Source organism: Arthrobacter sp. zg-Y844 (assembly GCF_024385465.1).
In the GTDB taxonomy this organism is placed as follows: Bacteria; Actinomycetota; Actinomycetes; order Actinomycetales; family Micrococcaceae; genus Arthrobacter_B.
On the sequence record NZ_JANFLS010000003.1, the window covers coordinates 104,559 to 121,161 of the forward strand.

12 protein-coding genes and 1 pseudogene are annotated in these 16,603 nt (G+C 64.8%); 4 read left to right on the forward strand and 9 right to left on the reverse strand.

Going from position 1 to position 16,603, the window contains the following annotated elements; all coding sequences use genetic code 11:
* Positions 1–21: 21 nt before the first annotated feature.
* From NNX35_RS11780 to NNX35_RS11800, 5 genes are all read right to left on the reverse strand, one after another.
* Positions 22–1,584, reverse strand: a complete 1,563-nt coding sequence (locus NNX35_RS11780) for a S9 family peptidase (protein WP_255766711.1) — start codon at positions 1,582–1,584, stop codon at positions 22–24.
* Positions 1,585–1,850: 266 nt separating this feature from the next.
* A complete protein-coding gene (locus tag NNX35_RS11785) occupies positions 1,851–3,758 on the reverse strand; it encodes a BCCT family transporter (RefSeq protein WP_255766713.1) in 1,908 nt (635 codons plus the stop codon).
* A 344-nt stretch (positions 3,759–4,102) separates the two neighbouring features.
* A complete protein-coding gene (locus NNX35_RS11790; RefSeq protein ID WP_255766714.1) occupies positions 4,103–4,687 on the reverse strand; it encodes a hypothetical protein in 585 nt (194 codons plus the stop codon).
* Complete coding sequence (locus tag NNX35_RS16200; RefSeq protein WP_255867860.1) at positions 4,684–6,549, reverse strand: alpha/beta hydrolase; 1,866 nt, start codon at positions 6,547–6,549, stop codon at positions 4,684–4,686. The genes NNX35_RS11790 and NNX35_RS16200 overlap by 4 nt, the downstream gene beginning before the upstream one ends.
* Positions 6,546–7,247 carry a hypothetical protein gene (locus NNX35_RS11800; protein ID WP_255863784.1) on the reverse strand — a complete coding sequence of 234 codons (702 nt, stop codon included), beginning with the start codon at positions 7,245–7,247 and terminating at the stop codon, positions 6,546–6,548. Before NNX35_RS11800 ends, NNX35_RS16200 begins: the two co-directional genes overlap by 4 nt.
* A gap of 196 nt (positions 7,248–7,443) precedes the next feature.
* Here NNX35_RS11800 and NNX35_RS11805 point away from each other — a divergent pair, with 196 nt between their 5' ends.
* Positions 7,444–7,641 (forward strand): hypothetical protein, encoded by a 198-nt coding sequence (locus NNX35_RS11805; protein ID WP_255867862.1) that lies wholly within the window; start codon positions 7,444–7,446, stop codon positions 7,639–7,641.
* A 5-nt stretch (positions 7,642–7,646) separates the two neighbouring features.
* Here NNX35_RS11805 and NNX35_RS16205 read toward each other — a convergent pair.
* A pseudogene (locus NNX35_RS16205) lies at positions 7,647–8,003 on the reverse strand (hypothetical protein); the annotation flags it as partial.
* Between the two features lie 51 nt (positions 8,004–8,054).
* Positions 8,055–9,185, reverse strand: coding sequence for a VIT1/CCC1 family protein (locus NNX35_RS11810; protein ID WP_255867863.1), 1,131 nt, complete (start codon positions 9,183–9,185; stop codon positions 8,055–8,057).
* Positions 9,186–9,517: 332 nt separating this feature from the next.
* On the opposite strand from NNX35_RS11810, the gene NNX35_RS11815 reads away from it, so the two are divergent.
* Together NNX35_RS11815 and NNX35_RS11820 are read left to right on the forward strand one after the other, a co-directional pair.
* Complete coding sequence (locus NNX35_RS11815; RefSeq protein WP_255867864.1) at positions 9,518–11,350, forward strand: long-chain-fatty-acid--CoA ligase; 1,833 nt, start codon at positions 9,518–9,520, stop codon at positions 11,348–11,350.
* A 16-nt stretch (positions 11,351–11,366) separates the two neighbouring features.
* Positions 11,367–12,533 (forward strand): AI-2E family transporter, encoded by a 1,167-nt coding sequence (locus NNX35_RS11820; protein WP_255766719.1) that lies wholly within the window; start codon positions 11,367–11,369, stop codon positions 12,531–12,533.
* Between the two features lie 7 nt (positions 12,534–12,540).
* Here NNX35_RS11820 and NNX35_RS11825 read toward each other — a convergent pair whose 3' ends face one another.
* Positions 12,541–14,073: a sodium:solute symporter gene (locus tag NNX35_RS11825; protein ID WP_255867866.1), complete on the reverse strand. Its 1,533-nt coding sequence runs from the start codon at positions 14,071–14,073 to the stop codon at positions 12,541–12,543.
* 150 nt (positions 14,074–14,223) lie between these two features.
* Between NNX35_RS11825 and NNX35_RS11830 the strand changes: the two genes are divergently transcribed.
* Positions 14,224–14,799: a helix-turn-helix domain-containing protein gene (locus tag NNX35_RS11830; RefSeq protein WP_255766721.1), complete on the forward strand. Its 576-nt coding sequence runs from the start codon at positions 14,224–14,226 to the stop codon at positions 14,797–14,799.
* 25 nt (positions 14,800–14,824) lie between these two features.
* Here the strand turns inward: NNX35_RS11830 and NNX35_RS11835 are convergent, their stop codons facing one another.
* The gene (locus NNX35_RS11835) at positions 14,825–16,522 is read right to left on the reverse strand and encodes an FAD-dependent monooxygenase (RefSeq protein ID WP_255867867.1); all 1,698 of its coding nucleotides are present in this window, start codon (positions 16,520–16,522) and stop codon (positions 14,825–14,827) included.
* Positions 16,523–16,603 lie beyond the last annotated feature (81 nt).

Consider the following 16,603-nt stretch of genomic DNA (forward strand, 5'->3'; position numbering starts at 1 on the left):
TTCTTTGTGCGCTAATCGACCCTAGGGGATCGCCGGGTAGGCGGCCACGGTGGGCACGGTGACAGACGCCGTGAAGCTGGTCAGCGCCGTCGCCTTCGGCAGCGCGTAGACGGAGGTGGCGGGCGTGACCTGCAGGACCAGCCGGGTGCTTGGATCGGCAGTGTAGGAAACCTCTTCCAAGGGGATGGTCAGGGTGTGTTCCTTCCCGTCCAGGATCAGCGGAACCGGTGTGACCTGGTTGCCCAGCACGAGGGAGGACCTGGACCGGTCAATGATCTGGGCATAGACATGGGTGTTGACCTGCCGGGCAGAGCCGCGGTAGGTCAGCGTCAGCTGCGGTGCGCCGAAGACCGACGTCGTCACCGTGGGGGCGCTGATGGGGACGTTGACTGCCACCGGAGCGACGGCGGCCGCCACGACTGCCCCGCTGATGGCAGCGGGGGAGAGGATGATCGACCCCTTCCCGGTACCGGTCAGGGCGCCGGTGGCCTGCGGGTACCCGGGCGCTCCGCGGGTCACGCCGGCCTGGTCGATGAACTGGAAGGCCGCGCCGGTATCCACCGGTTCGTTCCGCAGATAGCGGGCAAACCAGTTCAACACTGCGGGAGTGATCCGGTCCGGTCCGGCAGTGGAATTGCACAACCCGTGGCCGCCGCAGAACTGCAGCATCTTGGTAGGCGTGCCGGTGCTGCGGATGAGGTCATAGTTGCGTCGGGCCTCATCCAGCGTGAAGAGCGTATCCGCCGTGCCCTGGATGATCAGGGTGGGAGCCGTGATCGAGGTGAACAGGGTGTCCGGGGTCAACGATTCGAAGTATGCGATGGACTCGGCGCTGAGCTGGTTGGGGTAGGTCAGCCCTTCCTGGCAGGCCTTGCGGACCGGGGCCGAGAGGGCGCCCTGGTTGCCCACGAGCGAGCCCAGCTGTCCCAGCGCCGTTCCTTCGGCGCAGAGCAGGGCGCCCCAGCCGGTCTTGAAGGAACCGGCCTTGTACAGGCTGGTGGTCAGGTCATTCCAGGCGATGGTGGGGGTGATGGCGTCCACGCGCTGGTCCTGGGAGGCGAGGACAAACTGGATACCGCCGCCGTAGGACGCCCCGGCCATGCCGAGGACGGGGTCTCCCGGGGACTCCAGTTGTGCTTCGGGCTGGGCGGCAATGTAGTCGATGATCGCGGACCCGTCCCTGCCCTCATAGGCAGGATTGTTGACGTAGGCCTCACCGCCGCTGAGCCCGAAACCGCGGGGGTCCCAGGTCACCACGTTGTAGCCGGCGTCCCGCAGGGGAGCAATACCGATGGAGCCGATCAGCGTACTGGTGGTACTCAGCGGGATACGCCCGCCGGGCAGCCCGAACCCGGGTCCCACCATCACGGTGGGTGCCTGTTGGCCGGAGGCAAGGCCGGTGGCGGGGAAGAAGTTCGTGTGGATCGGGGTGCCGTCAAAGCTGGTGATAACGACGTCGGTGCGGATGGCAGGCGCGGGTGCAGCGACAGCCGGTGCCGCCGGCGCTGCGATGGCGGGCGCGGCGGCCAGGGACGAACCCAGAAGCGCGGCGGACACCGCCAAAATGCCCAGATGTTTCCTCATGGTGACCTCATTGTCTGCGGGAAAGTGCGAGTGGTTACCGGTTGGTAACTTTCTGCAGGGTATGAGGAGGAGGAAGAGGGCACAAGGCCAGCAGGCAAATCCACCCGTTGGGGGTCCGGTTTCGACGGCGTCTATTGTGCGGTGCCGTGTTGTGGTTTAGCACCCTGTGGACCCGGGATGAGGTTGGACTGATGGGAAATATACGCGAAGGTCCCCGCACTGATTATGTGCGGGGACCTTCGCGTATTGCTTAGCGACCGGGGCAGCTACTTGCGTTCCGGGGCGGTGGTTGCCGACACTGCCGCGTCCGGGCCGTCGTCGTGCTCGGTGGTGTGCAGGTCGAAGGAGGAGCCGTGTTCGTCCACGCCGGCCTGGATGGCCCGGTCCACCACGGAAACGGCAAGCCGGCGCCGCAGTGAGAGCGGGTCCTTGGCCAGGTCCTTGGCCAGGGCGATGGTCATCAGCAGCATAACCACGGCGAAGGGCAGCGCGGCCACAATGGTGATCCGTTGCAGGCCGTCCAGCGCCGCGGCAGGGTCGTCGCCGCCTGCCAGCAGCATCACTGCCCCCACGGCGCCGGTAAGGACGCCCCAGAAGATAACGACACCGCGGGACGGGTGCTCGGCCCCGTTGGAGCTCAACGACGCCATGATGATGGAAGCCGAATCCGCTCCGGTGACGAAGAAGATGGCCACCAGGACCATGGCGAGGATACCCACCGCAGTGGCCAGGAGGTTCGGCATGGGGAGGGCTGCAATCAGGTCGAACAGCGAGCCGTCGAAATCAATGGTGGGTTCACCGTCCACCATTGTGGTGAGTCCCGGTGTGCCGTTGGCTGCCGCTTCCTGCTGCGTTCCGATCGCGGCGCCGCCGAAGATGGAGAACCAGGCCACGCTGACAACGAAGGGAACCACCAGCACGCCGGTGACGAACTGGCGGATGGTGCGGCCGCGGCTGATGCGGGCAATGAACATACCGACGAACGGCGTCCAGGACAGCCACCAGGCCCAGTAGAAGATGGTCCAGCTGGAGAGCCAGGCGCGCATGGATTCATCGCCGGACACCTCGGTGCGGGAGGCCATCTGCGCCAGGTTGGTGGCGTAGTCACCGATCGCTGCCGGAATGACGTTGAGGATGAACAGGGTCGGCCCCACAACAAAAACGATGGCGGCCAGCACCAGCGCGAGGACCATGTTGATGTTGGACAGCCACTGGATGCCGCGGGAAATGCCGGAAACCGCGGACGCCACGAAGCAACCGGTGAGGATCGCGACGATCGCGACCAGGACGGTTGTTCCGGCGGTCCCGAGGAACCCGACCGACTGCAGGCCGCTGCCGATCTGCAGGGCGCCGAGGCCCAGCGAAGCCGCGGTGCCGAAGAGGGTAGCGAAGATGGCGAAGATGTTCAGCACCTTGCCCAGCGGGCCTTCTACCCGCTTCACGCCGAAGAGTGAGGTGAAGGCCGACGAAATCAGCTGACGGCGGCCGAGACGGTAGGTGCCGTATGCCATGGCAATGCCGACGACGGCGTACATGGCCCAGGGGTGCAGGCCCCAGTGGAACAGGGACGTGCCCATGGCCGTCTGCAGGGCCTCGGGGGTCTGGCCGTCAACGGTGCCGGGGGGAGGGGAGATGTAGTAGAACAGGGGCTCGGCCGCGCCGTAGAACATCAGGCCGATGCCCATGCCGGCGGCGAACATCATGGAGATCCAGGAGATCGTCTTGAACTGCGGTTCCTCGCCGTCCTGGCCAAGGGGGATCTTGCCGTAGCGTCCCACAGCCAGCCAGATCACGTAGACCACGAGGAACGAGGCGAGGAGCACAAAGAACCAGCCTGCGTTAGTGATGACCCAGTCCAGTGCCGTCGAGGAGACAGCGGACAGGCTGTCTGTCCCGAAGAAGCCCCACGCGATGAACGCCAGCGCAAGGGCACCGGTGATGGCGAAGATCACCTTGTCGAGCTTCGCAGGCACGCCGCGGCTGAGCGCCGCTTCCTGCTCGCGCTGTCCCTCGATCAACTGCTGGACGAGTTCGTGTTCCTGCTCCACGATGGGCATCGACGAAGTGGAGGGATCCTCCGGGGCAACGGAGGAGTGGGTGGTGGCGGGTACCGGGGCGACGGGATTCGCCGCGTGCCTCCCGGCGTCGCGCGGTGGACCTTCTGTGGTAGCCATAGGCCTTCCTTATGTCAGCATGTCAGCGCAAAAGGGCCCGAGCCCCTCGTTGGGGGACCCGGGCAGGCAGAATGGCAGCCACTCTTTATTTGAGCGTGTGACGGACGGTACGCCGTCCCTCCGGAATCGATAAAGTAACGCTGCCTAGCCTCTGCGTCCCTTTACATAATTCGCAAGTGTTAGTTCCAGACTCGCGGCCTGCGGCGCACCAAGTCAAATTGGACAGCACCCTATAAGGAGCCGTACGGCACGGCTGTGCCTTAGGCCACGGGCGCCTGGTAAACCAGGATGTTTCCGTCTGGGGCACCATGGACCCACCGGCCGCCGTGGAGCTGGTCGTCTTCCTAGGTGGTCCGGAATTCCATCTCGGGATCGTAGGAACATGGTCCTTCATAAGTCAGGCTGCTGAGATGATTCCCGGCTTGGTAAACCAATTTGCTTCCCTCCTCATCCTGAAGGGTAACCATGATGTAGTACCCCGATCCCACGGACTTAGGCACTGGGGAATCGTAGCGGTTGGTTTCGGTGAATCCCTGCTGTTCGAAGTGCGAGACGTACTTCTCCATGGCGGCTTCCGGGTCTTCCACTGCGGGGCCCATGATCATCGTTCTGTAACGGTAGGAGCGCTTCTCGCCGCTTCCGGGCTTCAGCCTCGTGCAGGTGTATGCAACATACCCGCTTGTTTTCGTACCGTCCCAGGCGGACCGTGCATCATTGGAATAGGTCCACTGTCCACCGTGGACCTTAGTGGTTTCGTCGCTCAGCTCCAGCATCCTGGCGAGCAGCTCCGAGGCAGGCCTGGACTGATCCACGGCTTCGCTGTTTTCACTTTTCATGGTGTCCTCTGAATCGAACGGGGTGGCGCAGCCGGCCACCGTTAGGGCTAGGGCAAGGGCGATCGAGCCAACCGCCAGGGTCAGCCGGTTCATCGTCTGCCAAAACTGTGCGGGTAATAAGGCATCTCAGACCGTCTCTCTTCAAAGGCTCTCGAAGTATCCGCTAATTCTTCCTCGCGCTGTAGGACCTCATCACCGTTTCCGGTTGTAATCTTGGCGACGGAATCCAGGCTCTGTGTTCCATTGTCCAGATACCCATGTTCATCGTAGGTGTGCAGGGGATTCCATTTGTCACCGTCCTCCCCGATGGCGGAGTGCCCGAGGGTCTGCTTGAGCTCCCGCTCTGCGTCCCCTTCCGAACTGAATTCATGTGACCCGAAACCGTCCCCCAATGGGTTGGTGCGCCGCGAGAGGACGTTGCCGGTCCAGGCAACCTGGTCCTGGGATGCTTGGGTGGCGAAGAGTGCCGGTTGTCCCTCGGGCCCGTCTTTAATGCGCATGTCCGCCAGGGCCGTGTTGTCCAGGCCAGCGGAGCCATAAAACGCCACGGAGTCCACGTCAAAATCGATCCCGGTCAGGCCGTGGGCGGTGGTCGTGGTGCCGTAGGAGTGCGCTGCCACCGAAACGTAGGTGTCGCGGCCGTCGCTGGCAGCGTTGAAGCCGTTCAGTGATGAGGCGAGGCGCTCACCTCCGTCCAGGGCATGTTCGTTGCCCAAGACTTCGGTGGAGGGCGGCATGCCTGGTGTGTGGTAACCGATCCAGGCAACTACCGCCGGCTCGCCGCCGCCGAGCTTCAGTTGGGCATCGTAGATGTTCTGTGATCCCTCGGCCCAATTGTCCATGGACCCGGCGGTCGTTCCCATCCCTGGGACATTCCATGTGACGTTGTCAGCAGTATCCATATTTCCGATAGCCAGGGCGGCCAGCGGCGGGTGCGTGGGATCAAAGGAAATGAGTCCGCGGACGGTTGTGTCTTCACGACCCGCATCGACGGCCGCTTTTATTTCCTTGAGGACATCCCGCTGTGCATCCGGAAGCGGCTTCTGGGCCAGCGCCAGGTCCAGTGCCACGTTGTTCGCAGCGGTTCGGTCTGAGTAAGGAATGCCCTCCAGATTGCCTACGAGGGACGGCACCTTCTGGCTGATGACAGCGCGTTGCTCCGGGGTGAGCTTCGCCCAGGCTTCCTTGTTTTTCTGGGGATCCGATCCGAGAGCCGGCGGCGAGAGCGCAGCCTCCGGGTTACGGGCCAGGAACTGTTCCATCTGGTCGGGCCTGAGCCCGGCCAAGAGCGCAAGATACTGCTGCATGGCTACACTCGGGTCACCGATGGAGTTCTGCACCCGGTTGTAGGCCTGGGTGGCATCCTGGATAGCCCATTCGTTCAGGGCTTCCTTGCTGATTGGCGGAACATCAGCAGTAGGGCGGACCAAGGCCCTATGAGCCCGGTTGCACTCCTGCTCTGCCTTTTGCAGTTCGGCCGCCAGCTGGTCCGCTTCCCTCTGGAGCATGAACTGGTCCATGAAAGCGTCCGCGGAGTCCATGACGGACCCGATTTTGCTGACAGCCTCTCCGAGGAAGCCGAATTCTCCGATTCCATCGATGATTTCGGCTTCGCGCTTGTCTTGCGCTTGGGCAGTTGCGATTTTGGCCTTGAGTTCAGCGCGTTTTGCCTTGATTGCGGTGATTTCTTCTGCGAAGACCTCCAAAGCCTGTTTTGAGGAGCGCACCGCAAGCAGGATCTCCTCGCCGTTGTCACGCGGTTTGTCCATCGCCGTGTGCACGAGGTTCGCCTCCGGGGCGCGGTAGAAGGAATCGACGGTCTGCCACTTGGCCTGGGCGTCGTCCAAGGTGTCAGCCATGCGTTCAACGCGTCTGTCCAGCCTGGCGGCAGCAGCCAGCAGCGCCGCCTCGTTGGGCAGATTATCGGTACCACTCAGATCAACATTGATGCTCACGTCAAACCCCACCTTCCGCGGGTCTTGTTGGGCTCCGCGTCGGACGGTGCCTGGTCAGCCAGGAGGATCGCGTCGACTACTGGAATGCCGTTGATTTCCCGCGGCACGGGGGTGGGTTCGGGTGTGACGCCGGCGCCCCCAAAGTCGCCGGGTGCTGTATCCGGCATCGGCTCGAAGTGGATGACTTCCGGCAGCGGCATCGGCTTGATATCGATGATCTCGGGCATCGGCATTGGTTCGAAGTGGATGACTTCCGGCATCCACGGCTCGGCATGGATGACGTCGGGCCTTGGCTCGAACGGGATGACTTCCGGCATCCACGGCTCGGCATGGATGACGTCGGGCATCTTCGTGATCTCCTGCGGCAGTTCGACGGGAAGGCGCTCGAAGCCCGGACGCGAAGGGTCGGCCCAGAATCCGGGGTCTATTCCGGGCCACATAGCGCCGCGGCCCGGGTCGCCCGGGTAGTAGGGCGCCGGCTCGGCGATGTGTCCACCGGGGATGGCCTCCGGGAGGGGCGCCGGCAGCGGGTGGAGTATGTTTCCACCCGGGTTGCCCGGGTAGTAGGGGGCAGGCTCGGCGATGTGTCCACCCGGGTTGGCCTCCGGGAGGGGCGCCGGCAGCGGATGGAGTACGTTTCCTGGACCCGGCAGCCATGGCAGGTTTCGGACGGGACCGGGCAGGGGATGCTCTGGCATGCGGGGTGGGTTGCCGATGTAGTCGGGCGGGGTGGGGTGTTCATCTCCCGGGGATTTCGGTCCGCAGCAGTCACACCCGGGTTCACAGCAGTCAGCCGGCGCATCCGCTGCCGGGCCCGGCGTGGGTGCCGGTTCCGGGGCTGGCGCCGGGGCAGGGGCAATCGGAGCGGGCGCAACGGGGGCAGGAGCTACCGGCATGCGCACACTCGGTGACGGGGCCGGCGCCGGTGCTGGCACGGGAGCGGGTGCAGGAGCGGGAGCAGGTGCCGGTGCGGGAGTCACGCTGGGTGCCAACTTGCCGCGGGAGATTGCAGCGGCTCCTGCGCCGATGGCCAGCGGCGCGATGCTCGCTGCCGCTTGCTGCGCATTCGCCACCATCTCCTCGTCGCCCTGAACGTATGCGTTCAGGGCCCGCCGGGTTGCCAGGACGGCATTATCGCTCCGGGTGATTACCGTCTTGGCGCCCGGCATCACCGTCTCTGCAGCGAACGTCGAGAACCCAGCGATTGCCCCACTTTTGCCGAGCGCGGTTTCAACGCCGTCGATCCGGTCTTGCAGATCGAGGAAAAGACTCTCGTTCTGCAACAGGATGGACTCGGTGTCCGTGATTATCCTGCCTACTGCTGCAGCGTCTATGTCATAGGCGCCCATTTTCTCCCCCTTGTACAGGCCCCGGACCGCAGTATGAATGCTGCAGTCGCGAGGCGGCGGGAGAGCCGCACTATGACAGTTCCCCCTGAATGTCAGGAAGAACATAACCCGCCGGAGGGAATCCGTACATGGGGAGAACTGCCCATGTTGCGTGTCCTAGAGGGCGGTCGTCCCGAAAACCAGGCCCAGCAGATAGGTGGCGCCTGCGGCACCCAGCCCGATCGCCAGCTGCCGCAGCGCCCGCTTCAGGGGCGAGGCGCCGGAGAGCAGGCCGACGACCGCCCCGGTCATCAGCAGCGCCAGGCCCACCAGGACGCAGGAGAGGACGACGGCGGTCATCCCGGTGAGACCAAACAGGTAGGGGAGCACCGGAATCACCGCGCCGGATGCGAAGAAGCAGAAGCTTGAGGCGGCAGCGCCCAAGCCCGTCCCTACGGACTCGTGCTCATTGTGCTTTTCAGCGTCGTCCGCTTCGGGGTTGAGGGAGAAACTCGGATCGCAGTCGCAGCTGTAGAGGCCCATCCGTTCTGCCGCACGGTGCTCGGCTGCGTCCTTGGTCATCCCGCGTGCCCGGTACACCAGCACCAGCTCGTTGGCATCGATGTCCAGTGACTTCGCAGCCGAAAGCGTGATCTGGGTGGGCCGGGAGGCATCCAGGAGTTCACGCTGGGACCGGACCGAGACATACTCTCCCGCGCCCATGGACAACGCCCCCGCAAGCAGGCCGGCCAGACCGCTGATGAGGATGAACGTACTGGACACCCCGGTGGCGCCGATTCCCATGATGAGGGCAAGGTTGCTGACCAGGCCGTCATTGGCGCCGAAAACTGCCGCCCGGAAGTTCCCCGACAACCGGGTCCGTCCCCGAGTGGCCAGCCCGCGGATCACTTCCTCATGAATCTGTTCATCCGCGGCCATGGCGCTGGTGGCGTTGGGATCCTTGGCATAGGGGGAGCGGCCCTCGGCGCGCTGTGCCAGGGCCAGCACGAACACCGAGCCGAAACGGCGGGCCAGCAGGCCGAGGGCCCGGTTGCGGAAGGAAGCACGGGCCCTGCGCCCGGCGTCGTCGCCCAGCAGCGTGCGCCAGTGTTCTTCATGGCGGCCCTCAGCCTCGGCGAGTGCCAGGAGGATGTCGCGTTCCTCACCGTCGCGGCGTTCAGCCAGATACCGGTAGGTCGCTGCTTCGGCCTGCTCATCGGCCAGGTACTGCCGCCATCGCTTTTTGTCGGCGTTGGAAGGAACGCTGGATTCGCTGAATGCGGGCTCCGGCGAGGAATGGGAATTCACGGTGCTCCTGACAGGGACCGGAACGGGGGGATCCGGTCAGTTTAAAGTAAAAGGCAACTCTTCTGACCGAAGGTCTCGCTCGCCCGCGGCCGGATGCCGGCGGGTGGACTGCCGGGACGCCGCGGCGTCCAGTATGTCGACAGGCCTCGGCGGAAAATGAACCAGCTGGAATGAACCAGAAGGCCCTCACCGGAGCTACTCCCCTTCGCGTGTCCAAGTGTAGTCGAATCCACCGGCTGTACCGGTCGGAACTCCGCGATACGCCCGACCCCGGTTTTGTCCCTAAGCACCCTGACTTTTTGTCCGTGACGGGCAGGCGCTAGAGTCAGATTGTGAGCAAAAACTTCCCTCTTACGGATCCTGCCCGCCCCTGGACCCGCCACTACAGCGAGGGAGTCCTGGAAGGCTTCAGCCTCCCGGATGAGTCCCTCGTTGACGTGGTGGAGAGCTCGGTCCGCAAATACCGATCCAAGACCGCCCTGCAGTTCTTCGGTGCCACCACTTCCTACGAGGAACTGGGGGACCAGATCCGTCGTGCGGCGACGGGCCTGATGAAACTCGGCGTGCGCAAGGGCGACCGGGTGGCGCTTGTGCTGCCCAACTCGCCGCAGCACGTGGTGGCGTTCTACGCGGTCCTCCGCTTGGGAGCCGTGGTGGTGGAACACAACCCCCTCTATACGGACCGGGAGCTGCGGCACCAGTTCGAGGATCACGGCGCCACCGTGGCCGTGGTGTGGGACAAGGTTGTGGAGAACGTCCAGAAGCTGCCGGCGGATATTCCGGTACGCAGCATTGTTTCGGTCGACCTGATCCCGGCCATGCCGCTGATCAACCGGCTGGCGTTGAAGCTCCCCGTTCCCGCCCTGCGCGAGGCACGGGCCGCCCTTTCCCCGTCCAAGCGTCCGCCCCGTGGGCCGCGGCGAGTGGTGAGGTGGAATGAGCTGCTGGACAACCGCCCGCTGCGCAAACGCCATCCGCGTCCGGAGCCGTCGGACCTGGCAGCGATCCAGTACACCAGCGGAACCACCGCAGATCCCAAGGGTGCGATGCTGACGCACGCCAACCTCGTGGCCAACGCGGCACAGGGACGCGCCTGGGTTCCCGGGTTGAAGCCCGGCAATGAAACCTTCTACGCCGTCCTGCCCATGTTCCATGCCTACGGGCTGACCCTGTGCCTCACCACCGCCATGAGCCTGGGGGCCCGGGTGGTGCTGTTCCCCAAGTTCGACGTCGACATGACGCTCAAGGCCATGAAAAAGACCCCGGCCACCTTCCTCCCGGCCGTACCGCCGATTTACGAGCGGCTGGCCGCGGGAGCCAAGGAACAGAACATTTCGCTCAAGGGCGTCCGGTCCGCCATTTCCGGTGCCATGAACCTCCCGCCTCGAACGGTAGAAATCTGGGAAGAAGCCACCGGCGGACTCCTGATCGAAGGCTACGGCCTGACCGAAACGTCTCCCATCGCGCTGGGCAACCCCTTCGCCAAGTCGCGGAAACCGGGAACAGTCGGTGTCCCCTTCCCCCTGACCGACATTCGGGTTGTGGATCCCGAGCATCCTACTGTCGACGTTCCCCAGGGCCAGCGGGGCGAACTGCTGATCAAGGGCCCCCAGGTCTTTGCCGGCTACTGGAACAAGCCGCGGGAAACCGAAGCGGTACTGCTCGACGGCGGCTGGTTCCGTACCGGGGACATTGTCACCGTGGACGAGGACCACTTTGTGACCATCGTGGACCGGATCAAGGAGCTGATCATTACCGGCGGCTTCAACGTCTCACCCTCGGAAGTGGAAGACGCCCTGAAGCGCCACGAATCCGTCGACGACGTCGCCGTCGTCGGCCTGCTCCGCTCCGGCGGCGGGGAGGACGTTGTGGCGGCCGTGGTGCGGAAGGCAGGCGCCCGGTTTAGTGCCGAGGAGCTGCGGACCTTCGTGCGCAAGGAGCTGGCCGCCTACAAGGTGCCGCGACGGATCGTTGAGATCCAGGAGCTTCCGAAGTCCATGATCGGCAAAGTCCTTCGCAGGCACGTCCGCGACAGCCTGCAGGACGGCAGCGTCGTTTCCGCCACCGCAGATTCCGCCACCGCAGATTCCGCCACCGCAGATTCCGCCACCGCCAACGGCACCGTAGAAACGAATTCCCCCACCGATCTCCAGAACAAGCCCTGACCAGGAAGTAGCGAACATGAGCGCATCAAGCCCCAACAGGGTTGAACGGGATACCCAGCCGGATCACACCAGGCCCGGACGGTACTGGAGCGGCCCCCTCGGCCACGCCGGGCAGCGCTCCGCCCAGATCCTGTTGATCCTGCTTTTGGTTTCGGTGACGGTTTACGGGTTGCTGCAGGTCACGCTGGTGGTGATTCCGGTGCTGCTGGCGCTGATTCTGGGCGCGGCGATCGCTCCGTTCGTGAACTGGCTCCGCCGCAAGGGATGGCCCAGCGCGCTGGCGACAGGCCTGTCGTTCCTCTTGCTGCTCGGCATTTTCGGCGGGCTGGTGACCGGGATTGTGTTCGCTATCCGCAGCGAATGGAGCGACCTGGTGGACCAGGCCGTTGCAGGCTTCGACCAGCTCTACGACTTTGTCCTTAATGGCCCGCTTCCGATCGACCAGGAGATGCTCGCCAACGGGCGGGACGCGGTGATCGATTTTGCTACCAGCAGCACGGTAAGCAGCGGCGCCATTGCGGGTATCTCCGCGGCCACGACTTTTGCCACCGGGTTCCTGCTGATGGCCGTGGTGCTGTTCTACTTCCTCAAGGACGGTGACCGCATCTGGGCGTTCTTCCTGCGCATGTTCCCGGAGGGTGACCGCCGGGACAAGGCCCGGCTCTCCGGCTTCCGGGTGATGGAGGTCCTCGGCGGGTACATCCGCGGCACCGCCATTGTGGCGTTGGTGGATTCGGTGTGCATTGGCGCGGCGCTGTTCATCCTCCAGGTTCCGCTGGCCCTGCCCCTGACCGTGATTGTCTTTGTCGGCTCGTTCATCCCGCTGGTCGGGGCCACCGCAGCCGGTGTCTTCGCAGCCCTGATCGCACTGGTGGCCAATGGACCGGTTGTTGCCCTGATCGTCGTCGTGGTGATCATTGCGGTGAACCAGCTGGAGGGCAACTTCCTGCAGCCGGTGGTGATGGGCAAGTCATTGAGCATCCATGCCCTGGTGATCCTGCTGGCCCTGACCGCAGGAACCATCCTGGCCGGCATTATCGGCGCCATCCTGGCCGTCCCGATCGCGGCAGTGGGCTGGGCCGTGATCAAAGTCTGGACCGGCGAAGACGACGGCGAGGATCTCGACGCGAAGGAGATCCCGGATCCGGAGGAGCAGCCGGAAATGGAATCCATGGAAAAGTAGTCGCGGCTTAGACGGCCGGCACTTCTTCCGCCTCGGCGGTGGAGGTGCCGGCCACCCGCTTGTCCCAGGCGGCACGGACCTCGGGGTCCGTGGGCCGGGAGAGCAGCGAAACCACGCAGTAGGCAACGGCCGACGCAGCGAGCCCGAAGTAGATCGGTTCATTGGCGTACACGCCGTCGTACGGGGCAGCCCCCCGGATCTCAAGATAGATCATGGTTCCCAGGGTCACCACGGTTCCGGCAGCCATGGACACGGCGGCACCCAGTCCGGTGCCGCGCTTCCACACCAGGCCGCCCAGGATGCTGACCAGCAGTCCACCCACCAGAATGTCGTACGCAATCGTCAGCGCAGCGACCACGTCCTGGACCACTATGGCCACGATGATCGCGACGACGCCCAGCCCGAGTACCCAGTAACGGTTGGAGGCGATGTCTTCGCCGGCGTCGTCCCCGGTCTCCGGGTTGGTGGCGGCGCTCCGGGCGGTGGAACTGTCGGAACCCCGGCGGAACCATCCGCGGACGAAGGGGACGACGTCGGTCCGCGCGACGGTGGCCGCAGCAATCAGCGCCCCCGAGGCCGTGGACATCATGGCGGCAACCGCAGCGGCCAGGACGAGTCCGCCGAGGCCGACGGGCAGCAGGTTCATGGCGACATCGGCGTAGACGTCATCCTGGGACTCCACCGCGGAAAGAGCGACGCTGGCACCCATGCCGATCAGTGCCCCTGCCACGCCGTAGAGGATGCAGTAGATCCCGGCCGCGGTGCCGCCCCAGCGGGCTACAAGCGGGGTGCGTGCCGTGAAGACCCGCTGCCAGATATCCTGGCCGATCAGCAGGCCCAGCGTGTAGACCACGAAATAGGTAATGATGCTCTGCGCGCCGATACCGGTGATGCTGAAGAATTCCGCTCCCGCCCGCTCCCGGATGCCGTCAAGGCCTCCGGCGGCGGAGAGCGTAAAGGGCAGCATCAGGGCAAAGACGCCGATGGTCTTGATGACGAACTGCGCCATGTCGGCGAGCGTGATGGACCACATTCCGCCGATGGTGGAGTAGACGAGGACGACGGCGCCGCCCACCGCAATGGCGAGCCACCGCTCAAAGCCGAAGAGGACCACGAAAATGGTGGCATAGGCGCCGGTGGAGGTGGCGCAGAGCATCAGCGTGTAGGCCAGCATCACGATCGAGGAGACCTTCGTGGATTCGGTCCCGTAACGCAGGGACAGCATCTGCGACACCGTGTAGATCCGCAGCTTCTGCAATGTGGAGGCGAAGAGCAGGCTGAGGAGCAGGACTCCGGTGCCGATGGCGACCACCAGCCACATGCCGGAGATGCCGTACTTGTAACCAAGCCCCACCCCGCCGACCGTGGAGGCGCCGCCGAGCACGACGGCGGCCATGGTGCCGGTGTAAAAGAGCGGCCCCAGCCGGCGGCCGGCCACCAGATAGTCGCTCACGTTCTTGGTGCGGGACTTGCCCCACCATCCGAAACCCAACATTGCCAGCAGGTAAAGGACCACGATGGTCCCGTTGATGTATTCCATTGCAGTCCTCGAGCTAGGAAACCGGCGTCGAATTGCCTGGCAGGCAACAAGTGTTTACTGAAGTTAGTGTGCTTTCAGTCACGCCGTCAATTTAGCCGCCCCGCAATACCATCGCATTACGTGCATGTTTCCCTCGGTATGCTCATAAGCATGAAGGCCTTGCCCGTAGAACCGACCAACGCTCCGGTGGCGATTGGGGTGCGGATCCGCTCCGCACGCCAGGCCCGGCATTTGACCATTGAGCAGGTGGCTGAAGCCACCGGCCTCACCAAGGGTTTCCTCAGCCGGGTGGAGCGGGACCTGACTTCTCCGTCAGTGGCGTCCCTGCTGACCCTGTGCCAGGTGCTTTCCATTTCCATCGGCGACCTCTTTGCCGCACCGGAAACCAATGTGACGCGCCTGGCGGATGCCCCACGTATCAGCCTGGGCGGCGAGGGAATCGTGGAACGGCTGGTCACAGCCCGGACGGAACGGCGCGTCCAAATGGTCCGCTCCGTGATAGCCCCCGGCGGGTCCGGCGAAGCGGATCTTTATTCGGTGGACTGCGAAGTGGAGGTGCTGCACGTTGCCAAGGGCAGCTTCGAACTCATCCTGGGCAACGAGCGGATCGAACTTATGACCGGTGACACGGTCACCTTCCCCGGCCGGGAGCCGCACTCCTGGCACAACCCGTCCGACGAGGAAACGATTGTGCTCTGGACCCTCGTCAGCCCGGGCGGCGCCTAGGCCGCGGAGCCAGGCGCAGCGGTGCCTAGGCTGACAGGGTTTCGCCGGCCGCAGGCTCGGCCACCGATTCACCGGTCAGGCGCTGCAGGTACTCCACCGCGCCGGTGATGTCCCGGCCGGAGGACCGGTAGCCGACATAGCCGTCGGGGCGGATGACCAGCAGTTCAGGCCGGCGCGAGCTCAGGCCCAGGCGGTGGAAGGCCAGGCCGCTGACGTCCTTGATGATGCCGGGAGAATTCGCAATGAGGCTGCTGCCGACGGTCAGCTGCTGGATATTCAGCAGTCCGGCCAGGTGGGGCAGTGCCGCCCGGAGCTGGTGCGGTGCGTCCTGCGGCCAGCCGGGTCCGCTGAGGAGGATGGAGAAGCCGGGCGTGGCCACGAGATCCTGCAGGCGCCGTTCCCGGTCCTGGTGGATGACGTCGGCGTCGGGCAGGCGGTCGCCGGGGCGGACGCCGCGGGCCAGGAGCGCCGGCCGGCGGGAATCTCCGGCGTCGACCATGCTGCTGCCGCGGTAGTTGATGTTCAACTGGGCCATCGTCCGGAAGAGCTGCGAGCGGAGCCCGTCCCAGCCCATGGCCTTCGGGGCCAGCGCGGGCAGGAGCTTGGTGCGGGGCAGCTTCTTGAGGCCGTTGCGGCTGGTGGCGAGCTTGAAGATCCGGTCCGTCGTGGACATGACTTCCTGCCCCACGGGCCGGCGCTCGGCGTGATAGCTGTCAATCAGCTCATCGCTGGCGAGCCCGCGGGCACCGAGGGCGAGTTTCCAGCCCAGGTTCAGTGCATCCTGGATGCCGGTATTCATACCCTGGGCGGCAACGGGGGAGTGGACGTGGGCGGCGTCACCGGCCAGGAACACCGAACCCCGCTGGAAGTACTCGGCCATCTGGTGCGAAAGGCGGAAGGCGCTGATCCACTTCGGATCCCGCACATGCAGGGCGCCATGCGTAAAGGTATCGGCCAGCTCCTGCATTGTTTCAAGGGTGGCAGGGCGATGCGGCGGCTTGATTGCGATCATCCGCCATGTGGCGGATCCGCCGAGCGGGAACAGGAAGAGGAACCCGTCCTCGGTGGGGTAGGAATGCACGGCATCCTGTTCCGCGCCGTCAATTTCGACGTCGGCCAGGATGAAGGTGTCCGGGTAGGCTCCGCCGCGCCAGTCCATGCCTGCCTTGGCGCGGACCGTGCTCCCGGCGCCGTCGGCACCAACCACGTAACGGGCACGGATGCGCTCGATGCCGCGGTCCATCCGCTGGATCTTGGCTTCCATGCCGGCAAACGGGTCCTCGGGGTCCAGGCGCTCCAGGTCCTGGAGCTCCGCGCCGCGCTCAATGCGTACCCGGCGGGACAGCAGGTGCTGGGTCAGGATGCGCTCGGTTTCCGTTTGGGGCAGGAACAGCAACTGCTGGAACGCCGAATCCTCCAGCCCCGTGTCGAACAGGTCCACTTCCAGCGTTTCCTCCGGCAGGTGGAGGTGCAGTTCGCGGGCGGGACGTCCGGCGGCAACCAGCTCGCCGCTGACACCGAAGGGCCGCAGTGCTTCCAAGGTGCGCGGCTGGATGGCAATGGCCCGCGATTCGGTTCCCGGGGCCTGGCGCCGGTCAATGATGCGGAAACTGGCGCCGAAGGCGGCCAGCTGGGCAGCCAGTGCAAGGCCCGTAGGCCCGGCGCCCACAATTAGGACATCGACGTCGTAGTTAGGGTCTTCGCTGTTATCGTGAGCCGCCATGTCCTCAGCCTAGTCTTGACCCCAACCGCAGTTCCACTTTAGCTTTTGGGTAAACTTTTGGTTACCCTCAGGTAACCCAGC